Here is a 16,637-nt window from a genome sequence, read left to right on the forward strand (position 1 = left end):
TCCCCCCTTTATCAAGGGGAGATTAAGGGGGGGATCGGCACTTCCTTTATTAAGGGTGGCAGGGGAGATCGAAGGTAAAATCAGCCAATACTAAATCCTGTTTAATAAGTTATAGGATAGTGGGAAGTTAAAGTTAGATTGGGAGTTATCAAACTATTAAAAATAGATTTGCTATTACACCCTAAGCAGTCGCTGATTTAGCAGCACTCGCTCCTATCATTCGAGAGATCAAAACCCTGGAAGTCCCCAAAAACTCCAAAATCTGAATCGCTAGTTAGGGAGAGAAATGTCAAGATTTATTAAATATAGAGAAATTGCCGCATGGGATATAATATATATGGTTGCCTATTAGTCTAAGTCAAATGAACATTAGACCTCTTGCAAAAATCAAAAATCTTCCGTTAGGTGAGGAATCAGGTTTCGGCCGTGAGACTTCGGAGTGAGACTTCGATGGATCAGATAGTGATGCCATTCAGACTTAAATTGACCTTTTAAATACAGCAACTTTTTCTGAAATGTAGTGATTAGGAACAATTTAAGAATACTTTCTCACCTAGCCCGAGCTTTTATTTAACTAATTCCGAGGATAATTACCGTGAAAACAGCGAAATATCCCGAAAAAATTGCCGCTCTCTGGACAACATTCCTCTTGGGAACTCTATTTCACACCCAACTGGGGTTAATGCCACTCTTCCATGGTCAATCGATCGTCGAGAGTCATCAAACCAGCAATCTCGATCCGATTTTCTGGGGAATGTTGCTCTTTTTTTTGCTGCCAATGTTAGCGATTATCGGGGTCAATTTTAGCGAAAGTCGCTCCTTGCGAAAAGTCCATTTCTGGCTGACAATTCTCTATTCTGTCTTGAATTTAGCCCATCTGATCGCCGATCTTTTGGTTAGACCGATCGCCTGGTATCAAATTGCTCTCATGGCAATTTTATTGATCATCGGACTGATTTTAAATCTAGTTTCCTATCAATGGCTGCGGTTAGCGATCGCCCATCCGCACCATCTCTCGGAAAGTCATTAGTAGTGCCAAGATCAAAAGGTGGCCCGTTGACTAACTGATTCAGACAAAAGGATGCCTTTTGAGCTCAAGTTGGGGCTTATTAGGGTAAAAGCCAGCTTAAACCAGAGCTAAAGGGATTTTTTCTGAGAATTTAACTTAAAAAATCTAATTAATCCCTATTATTTCCCAGATCAGCCCGTAAATTGTTCCTGTTTCCGGGCTGACGCTGCCACCTCATCTCACCAAGTGCGGATCTTTTTAGCTATGATAGTTCAGAACCAAGCCAATAAAGGGAACTTTTGGGGCTGGTTATTCATCAGAAAACTCCTAATCGGAGGAGTTAAGCAGACGATATAGTTCAGATTAACGGCAAATATTGGTTAATAGTAATAACGAGGTAATTATTTTGATGAAATCTCTCATTCGTTGGACGGCAACTCTTGGTTTAGTAGGAACGACAATGTTGACTTCGCTGCTGGGCAGCTATTCTAAAGCACTCGCTTTACCGGAAGAACAAATCGTCAAAACCTTGCAGTCTGTACCTGTCTTCGCTATTGCCGATGATCAAGGAGTTCCCTTAATTGCCGTAGAAAAAGAACAGAAATTCACTGGGGTTTTTATCAGTAAGCAGGACGCACAAAACTTTTTTGAACAACTGAAAAAAGAGAATCCTGAAGTGGCCAGCAAAGTTAAAGTTCAGGCTGTTTCCTTGGCACAAGTCTATAAAATGCAAACCAGTCAAACCGATCAAAATCGTTTAATTATCGATTTTGTTCCCAAAGAGTCGGAAGTAGAATCGGCGAAAAAACTGCTCAGTGAAAGAGGTCAACAGTATCAAGGTGGTGTACCTTTATTTGTGCCGAAAGCAGGAAAAGAGAGTAATTTTCTGGTGGTCAATCGCAATAATCAGGATTTTATTCCTTTCTTCTTTGAAAAAGCCGCCGCTTTGCAAATGGTAGAACAATATAAAAAAGCTAATCCCGCCGAAGCAGCCACGGTGAAAATTGATGTTATTCCCTTAGAAAGTGTCATTGCCACCCTACAACAAAGTAACGATGAAGCTTTAACTAAAATTCTCCTCTATCCTAGCCAAGAAACGATTGATTTTATCCGAGCAAATAGTAACCAAAATGCTCCCAACCAACCCCCAGCAAATCAGCCACGCCCTAATAATAATACCAATAATCCCCCCGCCCCCAATCGTTAAGCCTTGTGTCTGCTAGTATTTCCGGTCAAGAATTAAGTCAATGGCGCCAACAGGCGATCGCGGATTTAGCGCAAGCGCAACTATCTCCGAAGGAAGTGGATATATTTCTGCAAGCAGTGACAGATTTAGATACTCTTTCCCTGCGCTTACAATCCTTTCGCGAACGAGAAAAAATCCCCTTGAGTTATTCTTGGTCGGAAATTACTAAACGCTGGCAAAAACGCCTTCAAGCAAGGGTTCCCTTGCAGTATTTGCTCGAATCGGTGGTCTGGCGTGATTTTACCCTGAAAGTCTCCCCAGGGGTCTTAATTCCTCGTCCCGAAACCGAGTTATTAATCGATATCGTTGGAGAAACCGTCAGAGGAGACGACGGGGGAATCTGGGTAGATCTGGGAACCGGTAGCGGTGCGATCGCTATTGGTTTAGCCAGTATCTTGACAAAAGCAGAGATCTATGCTATTGATTACAGTCAAACGGCTTTAGCGATCGCCAAAGAAAATATCATCAAGACGGGTTTTGCCGACAGAATTATCTTAAAACAGGGTTCTTGGTGGACACCCCTAGAGAAGTGGAAAGGACAGATTAGCGGTATGGTGTCCAATCCTCCCTATATTCCCAGTGCAGAAATCCTCGACCTACAAATTGAAGTGCGGGAACATGAACCCCGTTTGGCCCTCGATGGAGGTGAAGACGGATTGACTGCGCTGCGCTATCTAGTGGCCACTGCTCCCGATTATCTGCGATCGGGAGGCCTTTGGCTAGTGGAAATGAGAGCCGGTCAAGGGGAAAAAGTAGCGCAAATGCTGGAAAATCAGGGCAATTATCGACAAATTCAGATTATTAACGACCTAGCAGGTTTCGATCGCTTTGTTTTGGCCGAGCGAATTTAGCGCAATGCAGCCGCTTCGCAGTCCCGCAGCCAGAGACGCACCGCTTGGCCGATGGTCCCTTGACTGGTTTCTAGGGGAGGTAAGGGGACTTGAGCAGGTTCAAGGGAAGCTAATTGACTGTAAACCGTCACTAATCGCCATCCTTCCCCAGTTTTAGTTAAAAATAACCAGTGATAATTCTGGAGGCTGACAGAGCGATTTTTGCTATACTGACGCTCTAAAGTCGTAAAAAAAACCTGTTGAGTGTCATCGGCAATTTGACCGGAATATTGATTAGCACTTAAAGGTAGGGGTGCAAATTCGGGACGACCGGCAATAATCACAAAAACCGGTGTAGATAATTCTTGATCGATTTGGGAACGGGTAATAACTCGATTAGCATAACCGGGTAAATCTGACAAGAGGCGATCGACTAAAAGATTTAAATCCTCCGGACAGCTAGAAAGAGGAAGACTAACTACTGGCGAGTTAATCCCGAACATAACCAGTAATAACCCTAAATATCGGCTAATTCGTGACAAATTTTTGCCCATGCTACTTTTGGCTCCTCAGCACCAGTGATCGGTCGTCCAATTACTAGATAATCAGCCCCAGCTTTAAGCGCTTGGGCCGGAGTCATCACCCGACTTTGATCCCCTTTGATTGACCAGGAGGGACGAACTCCGGGGCAAACTAAGAGAAAATCCTCTCCACAGACGCGACGCAATTGCGCCACTTCTTGGGGAGAACAAACCGCCCCATCAATTCCCGATTCTTTGCCCAATAATGCCAGATTTAAGGCATATTCCGATAGTTCTAGGGGAATTTTGAGGTCGAGGGCTAATTCGCGGGCGTTAAGGCTGGTTAAAACGGTGATAGCGAGAAGTTTTGGCGGCGATAGCAGGTCAGAGATGGCCGCCTTAGCCGCCGTCATTGCTTGCCGTCCGGCTGTTGCGTGGAGGGTGAGTAAATCCACTCGATAGCGACTGGCGGAACGACAGGCCCCAGCGACCGTATTGGGAATATCATGGAATTTAAGATCGAGAAAGCTCTTTTTTTGTCTTTCTTGCAGAATCCCTAGAATTTCTGCACCGCTACTAACAAATAATTCTAGTCCCACTTTCCAAAAACTGACTTCTGGCAACAGATCGAGCAGTGCGATCGCTGATTCTAAATCCGGCACATCAAGAGGAACAATAATTCGGTCTGAGTTGGTCATATTGGGGCGATAAATCAGAGAAAAATCCAATCGGCAAAAGTGGCAGCCTGTCCGCAATAAATGCCATCACGATCGATGATATTCCAAACGATCGCTTTTTCGATGCGAAATAGTTGACCGTTTTTCGTGATCCTTACCCCGTGATAATCGTTGATATAGCCCTGTTTTTTGACTAAATCCAGCATTTTTTGGCGTTCTTGGGCGATTTCCTCTCCCTCTACCGTCGCTCGCGAAGGAGTTGTTAATAATTCTGGCCAAGTTAAACCCCAGAGATCGAGGGCACCGCGATTACCATAATTGAAGATCGGATTAGTTTGCGTACCGTGGGAAACCAGCACAAAAGGGGCATAAAAGAGCATTTTACTCTGTTCTTTGCCAGTACCGATCCGGGGTAAAAGCGATCGCCCGATTAACCGTTCATAATTATCCAGCAGCAATTCTGTCCAAGCTATAATAGCTAAATCTTGCCAAATTTCCATAAAATTATCTTGAAAAACCGGTTTAATCTTCCCTTTGCCAATATTTATAGGCCGCGTAGGCTAAAGTAATCACTCCCGTCAGAATTGCCGACTCATCCACTAAAAATTCCGGATGGTGAAGGGGGGGATTGAGGAGGTGAGGAGAACCCACTCCCAGACGGAACATTGTCCCCGGGGCCTGTTGCAAATAAAGGGAAAAATCCTCGGCCCCCATGGAGGGTTCCGAGAGAATTAAAACCCGATCCCGTCCCCAAGCTTCTAAACCAGCTTCTTCCACCAAACGAGTTAAAAATTGGTCATTTTGTACCGATGGCACACCCCGACGATAATTTACTTGACATTTAGCGTTATATGTGCTACAGACATTCGTGACCAAACTCTCGATCCATTCTGGGAGATGGGCGTGGGTTTCTGGGTGCAGCGATCGCACTGTTCCTGCCATGCGTACCTGATCGGCGATGACGTTGGGGGCGCGACCACCGCTAATCTGGCCGATGGTGAGGACAATGGGACGCAAAGGGTTTTGAGTCCGACTAATTGCCTGTTGCAAAGTGGTGATTACTTGCGAAGCGATCCAGATAGCATCGATCGCCTCGTGGGGCCGGGCCCCGTGGCCGGATTCCCCTTGAATAAAAATCTCCAGATCGTCGGCAGCCGCAGTTAAGGCCCCGTAACGAACCCCGATCGATCGGGCCGGAATCGAGGGGAAAACGTGCAGCCCGAAAACGGCGCTGACATCCCGCATCACCCCCTCCCGGATCATCCAATTGGCCCCCTGGGCGATTTCCTCTGCTGGTTGAAAGAGAAAGCGTATTTTTCCCTGCAAAGGTTCCGAGAGACGGGAAAGCACCATCGCCGCCCCTAAACCGACGGTAGCATGAACATCGTGACCGCAGGCGTGCATAATCCCCGGTTTACGCGAAGCAAAGTCTAAATCGGTCTTTTCTTGGATCGGTAGGGCATCCATATCGGCCCGGATGGCTAAAATCCTTCGATCACTGCCTTTTCCCGCCAATTCTCCCTTAACTCCCGTTTTTCCCACCGCTTCCTGCACCGATAGACCACAGGAAGACAAAACCCCGGCAATATAGGCGGCAGTTTGATATTCTTGCCCGCTTAACTCTGGATTCGCGTGAATGTGGCGGCGAATCTCCACTAATCGGGGTGCGAGACTCTCGGCTATGTTTTTAATCTCGGAGAGCATGAAACCAGTTTTACAGTATCTTTAGGGTTAATCATAGAGCATTTTTTACCTGAAAAGTTGGGTCTGGCTGATTTTCAGTCTCAACTGTCTTCTCGGCACTCTTTCAACCCGGGACTAAGCTAATTTGTCAAGAGGATGCAGGAGTTACTATTCATCTCTTGATTCGGTAACACCTCTTGAGAGAATATTCCAGCTATGATAGGAAACAGTGTCTAGTTAGGAAAAAAACATGGTTCAGTCTTCCGAAAAAATTGAAGTTAAGTACGGGGAAAGAGAAATTGCTGAAGGAACATTAATTACTTTCCCTAATCCACGCCCCGGCAGAAATTATGATATTCAGATCACTCTGCCAGAATATACCTGTAAGTGTCCCTTTTCCGGTTATCCCGATTTTGCCACTATTTATCTTAGCTACGTTCCCGATCAAAAGGTGATGGAATTAAAGGCGATTAAACTTTATATTAATAGTTATCGCGATCGTTATATTTCCCACGAAGAAGCAATTAACCAAATTTTAGATGATTTGGTGGCCGCTTGCGAACCCTTGCAGATGAAAGTTAAAGGGGATTTTCATCCCAGAGGTAACGTTCATACCGTGGTGGAGGTGATGTATAAAAAAGAATAGCATAATTGTCTAGTTTGGGGATGGGGACTAACCCATCCCTTACTGTTCTAGTTTTTGTTGTTCAAGTTTTTTGCTGTCCTTGTTTTCAATACTTATTTTAAAATTGTCCTCTATACTTAGAGCTTGAATCTTATCGTTAAGAGTTGGTTGATTGCCTTTGACTGCTGCTAGGTAAACTGCCCGCGCATTTAAATTGCTTATTGAGATGAAGCAAGAGGCAAGAGGCAAAACGGAGAATAAATCATCAGTTTTTAATAACCAGATTTAGTATAAGTAGGGCTGGCTGAATAAATCTAAAAACCTTGTTGGATAATATTTTTAGGCTTTTTTGCAATCAAAAACTGCCAACCCTTGGCGTGATCTACACCCCACACCCTGCCCCCAGTAAAAACTTTTTTAGCCAACCCTAAGTAGAATTTAAAATCATCCCCAGTGAGGAACTAGCCATGAAATCCTTTGCCCTTCTTACCACCCTTAGCCTAATCAGCCTTTCCACCCTCGCGACTGTTCGCCCCGTCATGGCGCTAGAGAGCCGACAACCAGCCGAAACCGGGATCGCTCAAGGGAACAATCAAGACGCGATCGGCCACTATAACCGGGGAGTTGACTACATCCAACAGGAAAAATACGATCTCGCCCTCGCTGAACTCACCAAAGCGATCGAACTCGATCCTAACTATACCGAGGCTTACAACAATCGCGGGTTTCTTTACGCCGGACAGGGGAAACCCGACCTCGCCCTGTCCGATTACAATCAGGCGATCAACATCAATCCCCGATACGCCGAGGCTTACCTCAATCGCGGGCTTCTTTACCAACAACAGGGGAAACCTGACCTCGCCCTGTCCGATTACAATCAGGCGATCAACATTAATCCCCGATTGGCCCTGGCTTACAACAATCGCGGGTTTCTTTACGCCGGACAGGGGAAACCCGACCTCGCCCTATCCGATTACAATCAGGCGATTAACATTAATCCCCGATACGCCGAGGCTTACCTCAATCGCGGGCTTCTTTACCAACAACAGGGGAAACCTGACCTCGCCCTGTCCGATTACAATCAGGCGATCAACATTAATCCCCGATTGGCCCTGGCTTACAACAATCGCGGGTTTCTTTACGCCGGACAGGGGAAACCCGACCTCGCCCTATCCGATTACAATCAGGCGATCAACATTAATCCCCGGGACACCCGTGCTTACGTCAATCGGGGGCTTCTTTACGGCGAACAGGGGAAACCCGACCTCGCCCTGTCCGATTTCAATCAGGCGCTCAACATTAATCCCCGAGATGCCGATGGTTATCTGAATCGGGGGGTTCTGTACGCCATACAGGGGAAACCCGACCTCGCCCTGTCCGATTTCAATCAGGCAATCAACATTAATCCCCGAGATGCCCAGGCTTACAACAATCGCGGGCTTCTTGACAAAGAACAGGGGAAACCAGACCTCGCCCTGTCCGATTTCAATCAGGCGCTCAACATTAATCCCCGATTGGCCGAAGCTTACATCAATCGGGGGAATCTTTACCAACAACAGGGGAAACCTGACCTCGCCCTGTCCGATTACAATCAGGCGATCAACATTAATCCCCAATTGGCCCTGGCTTACGCCAATCGGGGGGTTCTTTATTACTCTCGACAAGAAACGGAAAAAGCGATCAGAGATTTCCGACAAGCCGCCGAACTGTTCCGCCAGCAAGGAAACACGGCGTTATATGAAGAGATTATGGAAGCCCTACGGCTATTAGGCGCGGTCTAGTCCTTTTTCTTGGGTTGAGCGAATCAATAGGTTAAAGAAAACCTCTCAATTTTAGGGGAGAGCGAAACCCAACATCCAACACCTCAATCCGTCTGAATAGGCGATCGCTTCTCATGGCTTTTTGTGGGGTTTCCTTGGGTCAATTCAACCTAGGATAATTGTTATCAGTATTTAGTTTTTTCTAGTCTAGTCTGTTAATTGTTCATTAAAAACCTTCGCGATGGATGTTATTTTATGACCCTAAAACAACTCATACAAGACAAACGAGAGGATATCCTAAAAATTGCGGCTCTTCGTTACTCTTTATGCTAAATCAACATACAAGATGCCAAGACAACATACTTCTAACCCAAAAATTCCGAAAGTTTCTAAAGCCATAGGCTCTCCGTTTTATTAGTTTAAGTTTATTGTTGATTCCCTCGACCATCCCATTCGTTGTCCTTCGCTCGAAATAACTAATGATTTCTCCAAACCAGTTTCGGATTGTTTGACAACTCTTGGTAAAAACACTGGAGGATTTTGCCAACCAGTCCGAGATGGATAGCAGTCCTTCTGTCGGATTCTCTGAGGTTTCATAAATCTTTCTAAATTCTTCCTTTAACTCGTGCATCTTTTTCAAATTTGGGAAATTTTCTTTGATAGCTTCTAGTTTGATTTTTTGGGTTTCCGTTAAATCTTTTTCATTTTTTAACAAGCTATATTTACTTCGCTTTAAAACTTCTAGCTTCGCTTCTTTTTCCGCTTTCTGTTTTTTATTTCTCTGCGCTTATACGGCTCTTTTTTCTGCTTTTCTTTGTTCGTCTAACTCTTGATTAATTTGTTTCATTACATGGAATCTATCGGCGACTACCTCGGCCGATGGCATCAATTCTTTCACCAAATTTTTATAGGGCAACCAAAGGTCTATGCTGACTTCTTCAATTTGCTCTAACACCTCTTTTCCCCACCCTGTAAGCGTTTCCCTCAATTCTTCTTGTGTTCGCTTCTCTAGAATAGCTATTAGTTTTCCCGTATCTAAATTTACTAAAACCGCACAGTAATTTTTTTGTCCTTTGACTAGAGCGATTTCATCAATTCCTAGTCTTTTTAATTTCGATAGGTCTGTCTCTGTAATTTCTTCAGCTATGTCCTCTATCATTCTTTGAATCTCTTCTTCCGTTACGTCATTTCTTCGGCTAACATTTAAAATATCTCCTTCTTTTAATTGTTCGAGTATATTCTCGGCTAGTCTTTTCGTATAGGTTCGTTTCTTGGCGACAAAATCTAACTCTTCGCTAAAGGGTTTCTGACAATTACCGCACTTAAATTGACGACGATTAACTTGTAGGTACACTGGTTGACCTGAGATTGGTAAATCTTTGACTAAATGTCGATGATTTTGGTGGAGTTTATCGCTCTCTAACCCACAACGAGGACAGATTGCTTTTTGATTTTTCGATTCGACTGGTCAAACTATACCGATATTTTCTAGGTGTCGATAGCCTTGAATACAGGTTCCTTGTAGGTTCAAAAATTTGTCAAGTATCATAAGTAAAATAATCTCGTTTTTGGCAATTATATCAAATCTTAACTCAATTGTCTATCTTTTGGCATTAACCTGTTTGTGCCTTAAGTCCTTCCCTGTATGGATTTCAGCTACTTTTGAGCTTAGGTACTCTCATCGAATTTTATTTTAAGTTAATTATTTGCATAACAATTCCCGAAGAGCCAAAATTGCCACCAAACATGGTGCTTTTAATGTGCGTGTATTTGGTTCCGTTGCTAGAGGTGAGGAAACCGAAAATAGTGATATTGATTTTTTAATTGATTATGATTTAGCTAAAACATCCCCTTGGTTTCCCGGTGGATTATTAGTTGATTTAGAGGATCTCTTAGGGTGTAAAGTGGATGTAGTAACTGAAAAAAGCCTTCATCATCTAATTAAACAGCGAATTTTAAAGGAGGCAATTAAGTTATGAATGAAGATCAAGGGCTCTTCTCGACTTTGTGTGATAATTTTTGCTTATGGAATCGTGAAATGTTGACGGAGAAAGACTTTTACGACTATTTTGCCGAAGAAACTATCAGTATAGGCTTCGTTTCCACACAGAAACCAGAAGAGCCGATCAAGTTTATCTTGGATACATTTTAGACTGTATTGATAAAATTAAGGAGTATTCCCAAGGAGGAAAACAGGAGTTTTTTGCTAATTCAATGATCAGCGATGCCATCATTAGACGCTTACAAACCTTGGCAGAATCAACTCAACGGCTTTCGGAGGAATTAAAGGCAAATATTCCCGATGTTGACTGGCGTAATATTTCTGGTTTTAGGAATATTTTAGTACATGATTATTTAGGAGGAATTGACCTTAATACAGTTTGGGATGTGGTAGAGAATTATTTGGATAATTTAAGAGAACAGATTTTAAGGCATCTAGAATCAGTCAATACTTAATCAAAGTCTAATTTTGTAGGTTGGGTTGACGCAAGGAAACCCAACAAATCCACCAGTTATGCTTTGTTGGGTTTTCCTTTGGTCAATCCAACCGACAAGGGGGATTATGCGCCAGAATAATCAATATTTATTATGCAGTATCGAAGGGCAAAAATTGAGGGAGGAACTTACTTTTTTACTCTTGTCACTCACAAGCGTAAAAAATTCTTGTGCGAACCAGAAAATATCTCCCTCTTGCGAGAAGCATTTCGCTACGTTATGCAACGTCACCCATTCACAATCGATGCCATTTTCATTTTACCCGACCACCTGCACTGCATTTGGACTTTACCCGAAGGTGATGCCAATTTTTCCACTCGTTGGCGTTTAATAAAAAGCTATTTTAGTCGTAACTGCGATTCACAATATTACGGAAACATGACTACTTCGAGAGAGAATAAAAAAGAACAAACTATCTGGCAAAGACGGTTCTGGGAACACTTAATAAAAAACGAGCAAGATTTCATTTTTCATGTAGATTACATTCATTATAATCCCGTAAAACATCGATTAGTTAATGCTCCTTCAGCTTGGGAATATTCCAGTTTTCACCGTTATGTTCAACAAGAAATCGGCTCTTCTCGACTTTGTGTGATAATTTTTGCTTATGGAATCGTGAAATGCTTATCGGGTAACACTTTTAGGACTATTTTGTCGAAGAAACTATCAGTATAGACCTCGTTTCCACACAGAAACCAGAAGAGCCAGAAATCTATCAGATTGACTGGGGCGCAAATGAAGAAATCATCTTTCCGGCGCCGATTGGCTATGAATAGAGCGATCGCCTCGTTTTCTAGGTTGGATCGTCGGAACGAAACCCAACACCCAACACCTAAATCCGTCTGAATCTTTTTGTTGGGTTTCCTTGGGTCTATTGTTGGGTTTCCTGACGTCAACCTAATACCATTTCTCTAAATGAAAACTACACATCGAATTTAAATCCCCCTTTAAGTTCCCCTTTTTAAGGGGGATTTAGGGGGATTAAACTTCTGTAGTCAGACTTTGGAGAATTGGTATAACTCATTGGACTTGCTCCAGGACTATCGCTATATTTGATCGGTGCAGCGGGATGGCAAGGAAGCAGCGATCGCCGATAAATTGCTAGGGAGCGGAGTCCTTAATCATGCACCCCCTGTGCGACAATATATCGAGTTTGCCCTTGGCTAAAACCATTAATTGATGACCTTGCCCATACAAGTTTTACCCCAAGACGTAATCGATTTAATTGCCGCAGGAGAGGTAATCGACTCTTTAGGCGCTGTGGTGCGGGAATTAGTCGAAAATGCCATTGATGCGGGGGCAGATAGGATTACCATCGATATATCTCCCCAAAATTGGCGAATACAAGTATCGGATAACGGTAGGGGAATGTCTAGAGAAGATTTGCAACTGTGTAGCTATGCCCACAGTACCAGCAAAATCCGCCAACGGGAGGATCTTTGGCAGATTACCAGTCTCGGATTCCGTGGTGAAGCTTTGCACAGTATCGCACAGGTGGCGCGTCTGCGGGTTGCCAGTCGCCATGACGGTGATTTAGGTTGTTATTGTCTTTACAATCACCAGGGTGAGCCGGATAATTTAGAAACGATTCCTATAGCTATCGGCACTATCGTCACGGTAGAAAATCTCTTTGGTAACTTTCCTGTGCGTCGTCAAGCTTTACCGTCAATTAACAAACAATTAAAGGATATACAGACTTTAATTCATAATTTTGCTCTCTGTCATCCCCAAATTACTTGGCAGGTTTTCCAAGATCATCAAGATTGGTTACGCATTAGTCCGGGTAAGGATGCCAGTCAAATATTACCGCAATTAGTTAAATCTCTGCATTTTAACGATTTAGCAGCCCTAAAACTTGACTTAACGACTCCTGACGCAGAATCTGCCCAAATTGAATTAGTCATTGGTTTGCCCGATCGCATTTCTCGCCATCAACCGAATTGGGTTAAAATTGCTGTTAATGGGCGAATGGTGCGCTCATCCGAGTTAGAACAGGCAATATTTCAAGCTTTCGCTCGTACAGTCCCTAAAGATCGCTATCCCGTTTGTTTTCTCCATCTACATCTTAACCCTCGTTCGATCGATTGGAATCGTCACCCAGCTAAAGCGGAAATATACCTGCATAACCTCGTTTTTTGGCAAGAACAGATAATTTCAGCCATAGACAAGGCTTTAGGACTAAATCCCGAACATATACCCGAAAAAGCGCAAAATCAGCGCGTCAGTCAAATTCTCAAGGCTGCCGAAGAAAAAAGCACCTATATAATAGGGGAGAAATCCAGGAAAAATCGGCTGGAATTAAAGGCATTAGCTCAAATTCACCAAACTTATATAGTTGCCGAACATCCTAACGGATTATGGTTAGTGGAACAACATATTGCCCATGAGCGGGTTTTGTACGAACGTTTAGAGGATAACTGGGAAATCGTGCCGTTAGATACTCCGATCATCTTAAATCAGTTAACTACTCGACAAATCGAACAATTACAACGTTTAGGATTAGAAGTTGCTAGTTTTGGCGATCGCTCTTGGGCAATTCGTAGTATTCCTGTTCTACTAAAAGAACGGGAGGATCGGGCTGATGCTTTACTAGAATTAAGTTTAGGGGGCGATTTACAAACCGCTCAGGTTGCTACCGCTTGCCGTAGTGCGATCCGCAACGGTACAGCTTTAAGTTTAGAAGAAATGCAGAATTTACTCGATGATTGGCAAAATACTCGTAATCCCCGCACTTGTCCCCACGGAAGACCGATTTACTTATCCTTAGAAGAAACTTCGCTCGCTCGCTTCTTCCGGCGTCATTGGGTAATCGGCAAAAGTCACGGCATTTAATCAGTTATCAGGATTCAGGAGTCGGGATTCAGGAGATTATTTTTATTTATTCTCCTCTCCCCTCTCTGGGCTCTTCTAGGTTCTGTGTGATAAGTTTAACTTATACCAATTCTCCAAAGTCTGACTACAGAAATTTAATCCCCCTAAATCCCCCTTAAAAAGGGTGACTTAAATTCGATGTGTAGTTTTCATTTAGAGAAATGGTATTACATATCAGGAAAGGCACTGCTGCAAGGGGAATGACTCTCAAATTATTACAGATGTATCAGCAGCTGCGTGTAAGCATCCCACCGAAAAACTAATGCGCTTCGGGGTTTGGGGGGTTCCACCCCCCAAAAGCTTGGATTGAGTGATAGAATCGCAAGCAATACTAAATCCGTTGAGTATGGGCTACATATCAGGAGAGGCACTCCTGCAAAACGGAGAATAAATAATCAGTTTTTATAGCGTTTCCTAAGCTAGTGAGGTACACCTGTTTTTCTTCCCCTTAGCCTTTTGCCTCTTGCATGAGTGCCTAAAACCCATAACTTTTGTACCTCAGCAGACTGAAAAACGCTATAATAACTGGATTTAGTCTGATTACCCTAACGGCAAAAATGCTGTTGATAGGCAATAATCCCTGATCGAGATAAGATTAATTCTGGTGATGATAGGGAAGACAGTGGTGAATAAACTAAGCATTCTGGTTTTACACGGACCGAATTTAAACCTATTGGGGAAAAGAGAGCCGAATCTCTACGGTAACATCAATTTAGAAGCGATTAACCAGTTTTTAAGCGAAGAAGCTACCCGTTTAGGGGTGAATTTAACCGCGCACCAGTCCAATCAGGAAGGGCAATTAGTGGACTGGATTCAGCAAGCATGGGGTCAGCATAACGGTATTTTGATTAATGCAGCAGCTTATACTCATACCAGTATCGCCATCCGCGACGCACTCTTAGGCACAAAAATCGCCTGTGTGGAAGTACACTTAAGCAATATTTACAAACGCGAGTCTTTTCGTCATCATTCCTACATTGCCGATATAGCTATCGGACAGATTAGCGGTTTTGGGGCCGAAAGTTATCGCTTAGGATTATGGGCATTAGTCGATTATTTGCAAAAGAATGGGAAAATTTAAGACAAATGCTGGAACTTCGGGCTTTTAAACCCAAATTTTCGATAAACTAGCGTAGAGGCCGTCTTTAGTTAATAAATCTTCATGGGTTCCCGATTCGACTAATTCCCCGCGTTTCAGGACAAGAATTCGATCGACATTGCGAATAGTGGAGAGACGATGGGCGATAATAATAGCAGTACGATCGACTACAATCTGTTCTAAAGCTTCTTGAATTAATACTTCTGTCCCCACGTCTAAACTAGCAGTAGCTTCATCTAAAACTAAAATTTCAGGGTTACGAATAGCGACTCTCGCAAAAGCGAGTAATTGTTTTTGTCCTCCCGACAAATTTGCGCCCCGTTCGCGTAAAAGAGTATGATAACCATCCGGTAACTCCTCGATAAAGTGATCGATATTAGTTAATTTAGCCGCTGCCTTCACCTGCTCAAAATCATAATTTTCTCCTAAAGTAATATTGCGAGTCACATCTCCAGCAAAGAGAAAAGTTTCTTGGAGAATCACACCGATATAACGTCTTAATTCCGCTTGGGGAAGATAACGGATATCGATACCATCCACTAGAATTCTGCCCTTACTTGGTTCGTAAAGACGACAGAGAAGACGAATAATCGAACTTTTTCCCGCACCAGTGGGACCGACTAAAGCGACTTTTTCCCCCGGATTAATGGTAAAATTGAGACCTTTGATAATATATTCATCTGGTTTATAACCAAACCAAACATTTTCAAAAATAATCTCGCCAGTTTTAAGTTTTGCTGGGAAAGAAATCTCTTTATAATTGTTAGAATCAGTAATTTCAATGGGAATACTCATTAATTCCCCAATGCGTTCAATAGCAGTAAAACCCGATTGAAACATGGTAAATTTTTCGGCAAACTGACGCAGGGGATTAAAGAGACGTTGGGAGAATAAAATAAAAGCCGATAAAACCCCAAAATCAATGGTTTTTTGGAGAATAAAAATACCCCCTAACCATAATACTCCTGCCACGGCAATTAATCCGATCCATTCCAACGTAGCTGAGACGGCCGAATCATAAAAAATTGTTTTATCTAGGGAGCGACGATACTGAGTATTGGTAGCGCGAAACATTTCAGCGTTAAAGCGTTCGCGGCGAAATAATTGAACAATATTAACTCCGACTACATTTTCCTGTAATTGGGCATTAAGTTTTGATAATTGCTCGCGTACCTGATAGTTAGCCCTACGGTATTGTTTTTGAAAAAAGATAATTAAAGCAGTGACAGGAAATAACATCAACACCAACAATAGAGCTAATTGCCATTGCAGGGTAAACATGGTGAGGATAATAACTAAAATATTGACCAGATCACTGACAACTCCGATCGCCCCACTAGCAAAAACTTCTCCTAATGCTTCCACATCGCTGGTTAAACGAGTGACTAAACGTCCCACGGGAGAGCGATCAAAAAAACTAGAGGAAAGGGAAGTAACATGACTAAATAAATCTTCCCGGACATTAGCAGTAATTGACTGACCGACTTTCTGCACTAGATAACCTTGTGTTGTCCCTAAAATCAGTCGTAAAATAATCGAAACCGACAGGATAATAATTAGGGTATTAATGGCTGCTGTTAAGGGCATTTGAGACAAAAACCCCCAGGTTTGTTCCTTTTGCAAAAGGGAAACCGCTTGACCGATAATTAAGGGTTGGATCGCCCCCGTCAGAGATAGGGGAAAAAGAAGTATTAATGACCAAAATAGCAGGGCTTTTTGCTTTTTTGCGTAGGGAAGTAATCTTAATAATAAGCTCCAGTCATTTTCTTTGACCGGAGATGACACAGGGGAGGATGATAGACTCATGAAGTGATTTCCCA

At 43.1% G+C, this 16,637-nt stretch carries 16 protein-coding genes and 1 pseudogene; 11 read left to right on the forward strand and 6 right to left on the reverse strand.

Going from position 1 to position 16,637, the window contains the following annotated elements:
* Positions 1-595 precede the first annotated feature (595 nt).
* The 3 genes from ACQY1Y_RS11635 (at position 596) to prmC (ending at position 3,106) form a co-directional block, all read left to right on the forward strand.
* Entirely contained in the window at positions 596-1,030 is a 435-nt protein-coding gene (locus ACQY1Y_RS11635) for a hypothetical protein (protein ID WP_002733588.1), read from the forward strand.
* Between the two features lie 388 nt (positions 1,031-1,418).
* Positions 1,419-2,216, forward strand: coding sequence for a Tic22 family protein (locus tag ACQY1Y_RS11640; protein WP_002755148.1), 798 nt, complete (start codon positions 1,419-1,421; stop codon positions 2,214-2,216).
* Between the two features lie 5 nt (positions 2,217-2,221).
* A complete protein-coding gene (gene prmC / locus ACQY1Y_RS11645) occupies positions 2,222-3,106 on the forward strand; it encodes a peptide chain release factor N(5)-glutamine methyltransferase (RefSeq protein ID WP_430014621.1) in 885 nt (294 codons plus the stop codon).
* Here the strand turns inward: prmC and ACQY1Y_RS11650 are convergent.
* From ACQY1Y_RS11650 to ACQY1Y_RS11665, 4 genes are read right to left on the reverse strand one after another with little or no spacing between them, the layout of a single operon-like run.
* Positions 3,103-3,639, reverse strand: a complete 537-nt coding sequence (locus ACQY1Y_RS11650) for a hypothetical protein (RefSeq protein WP_430014622.1) — start codon at positions 3,637-3,639, stop codon at positions 3,103-3,105. The genes prmC and ACQY1Y_RS11650 overlap by 4 nt on opposite strands.
* Positions 3,603-4,304, reverse strand: coding sequence for an orotidine-5'-phosphate decarboxylase (gene pyrF, locus ACQY1Y_RS11655; protein WP_430014623.1), 702 nt, complete (start codon positions 4,302-4,304; stop codon positions 3,603-3,605). Before pyrF ends, ACQY1Y_RS11650 begins: the two co-directional genes overlap by 37 nt.
* Before the next feature lie 14 nt (positions 4,305-4,318).
* Positions 4,319-4,783, reverse strand: a complete 465-nt coding sequence (locus ACQY1Y_RS11660) for an MEKHLA domain-containing protein (RefSeq protein ID WP_002797035.1) — start codon at positions 4,781-4,783, stop codon at positions 4,319-4,321.
* A gap of 22 nt (positions 4,784-4,805) precedes the next feature.
* On the reverse strand, positions 4,806-5,987 hold the full coding sequence (locus ACQY1Y_RS11665) for a M20 family metallopeptidase (RefSeq protein ID WP_002778079.1): 1,182 nt from the start codon (positions 5,985-5,987) through the stop codon (positions 4,806-4,808).
* Between the two features lie 229 nt (positions 5,988-6,216).
* On the opposite strand from ACQY1Y_RS11665, the gene queF reads away from it, so the two are divergent.
* Positions 6,217-6,612 carry a preQ(1) synthase gene (gene queF, locus ACQY1Y_RS11670; protein WP_002740916.1) on the forward strand — a complete coding sequence of 132 codons (396 nt, stop codon included), beginning with the start codon at positions 6,217-6,219 and terminating at the stop codon, positions 6,610-6,612.
* A gap of 446 nt (positions 6,613-7,058) precedes the next feature.
* Positions 7,059-8,372, forward strand: coding sequence for a tetratricopeptide repeat protein (locus tag ACQY1Y_RS11675; RefSeq protein WP_430014624.1), 1,314 nt, complete (start codon positions 7,059-7,061; stop codon positions 8,370-8,372).
* Between the two features lie 313 nt (positions 8,373-8,685).
* On the opposite strand, the pseudogene ACQY1Y_RS11680 reads toward ACQY1Y_RS11675, so the two are convergent.
* Positions 8,686-9,900 (reverse strand): annotated as a pseudogene (locus tag ACQY1Y_RS11680) (ISL3 family transposase).
* Positions 9,901-10,057: 157 nt separating this feature from the next.
* Between ACQY1Y_RS11680 and ACQY1Y_RS11685 the strand changes: the two are divergent.
* From ACQY1Y_RS11685 to aroQ, 6 genes are all read left to right on the forward strand, one after another.
* Positions 10,058-10,330, forward strand: coding sequence for a nucleotidyltransferase family protein (locus ACQY1Y_RS11685; RefSeq protein ID WP_430014625.1), 273 nt, complete (start codon positions 10,058-10,060; stop codon positions 10,328-10,330).
* Positions 10,327-10,503, forward strand: coding sequence for a hypothetical protein (locus tag ACQY1Y_RS11690; RefSeq protein WP_176721684.1), 177 nt, complete (start codon positions 10,327-10,329; stop codon positions 10,501-10,503). Before ACQY1Y_RS11685 ends, ACQY1Y_RS11690 begins: the two co-directional genes overlap by 4 nt.
* On the forward strand, positions 10,497-10,808 hold the full coding sequence (locus ACQY1Y_RS11695; RefSeq protein ID WP_042790300.1) for a HepT-like ribonuclease domain-containing protein: 312 nt from the start codon (positions 10,497-10,499) through the stop codon (positions 10,806-10,808). Before ACQY1Y_RS11690 ends, ACQY1Y_RS11695 begins: the two co-directional genes overlap by 7 nt.
* A gap of 132 nt (positions 10,809-10,940) precedes the next feature.
* Positions 10,941-11,522: an REP-associated tyrosine transposase gene (locus ACQY1Y_RS11700; protein WP_002734993.1), complete on the forward strand. Its 582-nt coding sequence runs from the start codon at positions 10,941-10,943 to the stop codon at positions 11,520-11,522.
* 504 nt (positions 11,523-12,026) lie between these two features.
* Complete coding sequence (gene mutL / locus ACQY1Y_RS11705; RefSeq protein ID WP_069475421.1) at positions 12,027-13,679, forward strand: DNA mismatch repair endonuclease MutL; 1,653 nt, start codon at positions 12,027-12,029, stop codon at positions 13,677-13,679.
* A 664-nt stretch (positions 13,680-14,343) separates the two neighbouring features.
* Complete coding sequence (aroQ, locus tag ACQY1Y_RS11710) at positions 14,344-14,799, forward strand: type II 3-dehydroquinate dehydratase (protein ID WP_002734113.1); 456 nt, start codon at positions 14,344-14,346, stop codon at positions 14,797-14,799.
* A 24-nt stretch (positions 14,800-14,823) separates the two neighbouring features.
* Here aroQ and ACQY1Y_RS11715 read toward each other — a convergent pair whose 3' ends face one another.
* Positions 14,824-16,623 carry an ABC transporter ATP-binding protein gene (locus ACQY1Y_RS11715; RefSeq protein ID WP_430014626.1) on the reverse strand — a complete coding sequence of 600 codons (1,800 nt, stop codon included), beginning with the start codon at positions 16,621-16,623 and terminating at the stop codon, positions 14,824-14,826.
* Between the last annotated feature and the right edge of the window lie 14 nt (positions 16,624-16,637).

It is taken from the genome of Microcystis ichthyoblabe FBCC-A1114 (assembly GCF_050500245.1).
GTDB classification, from domain to species: Bacteria; Cyanobacteriota; Cyanobacteriia; order Cyanobacteriales; family Microcystaceae; genus Microcystis; species Microcystis ichthyoblabe_A.

What these genes read in the sequence shown, in the direction of transcription:
- ACQY1Y_RS11640 (WP_002755148.1), top strand. Translation starts at nt 1,419, where the DNA reads ATGAAATCTCTCATTCGTTGGACGGCAACTCTTGGTTTAGTAGGAACG.
- ACQY1Y_RS11650 (WP_430014622.1), bottom strand. Translation starts at nt 3,639, where the DNA reads ATGGGCAAAAATTTGTCACGAATTAGCCGATATTTAGGGTTATTACTG.
- pyrF (WP_430014623.1), bottom strand. Translation starts at nt 4,304, where the DNA reads ATGACCAACTCAGACCGAATTATTGTTCCTCTTGATGTGCCGGATTTA.
- ACQY1Y_RS11660 (WP_002797035.1), bottom strand. Translation starts at nt 4,783, where the DNA reads ATGGAAATTTGGCAAGATTTAGCTATTATAGCTTGGACAGAATTGCTG.
- ACQY1Y_RS11665 (WP_002778079.1), bottom strand. Translation starts at nt 5,987, where the DNA reads ATGCTCTCCGAGATTAAAAACATAGCCGAGAGTCTCGCACCCCGATTA.
- queF (WP_002740916.1), top strand. Translation starts at nt 6,217, where the DNA reads ATGGTTCAGTCTTCCGAAAAAATTGAAGTTAAGTACGGGGAAAGAGAA.
- ACQY1Y_RS11675 (WP_430014624.1), top strand. Translation starts at nt 7,059, where the DNA reads ATGAAATCCTTTGCCCTTCTTACCACCCTTAGCCTAATCAGCCTTTCC.
- ACQY1Y_RS11690 (WP_176721684.1), top strand. Translation starts at nt 10,327, where the DNA reads ATGAATGAAGATCAAGGGCTCTTCTCGACTTTGTGTGATAATTTTTGC.
- ACQY1Y_RS11700 (WP_002734993.1), top strand. Translation starts at nt 10,941, where the DNA reads ATGCAGTATCGAAGGGCAAAAATTGAGGGAGGAACTTACTTTTTTACT.
- mutL (WP_069475421.1), top strand. Translation starts at nt 12,027, where the DNA reads ATGACCTTGCCCATACAAGTTTTACCCCAAGACGTAATCGATTTAATT.
- ACQY1Y_RS11715 (WP_430014626.1), bottom strand. Translation starts at nt 16,623, where the DNA reads ATGAGTCTATCATCCTCCCCTGTGTCATCTCCGGTCAAAGAAAATGAC.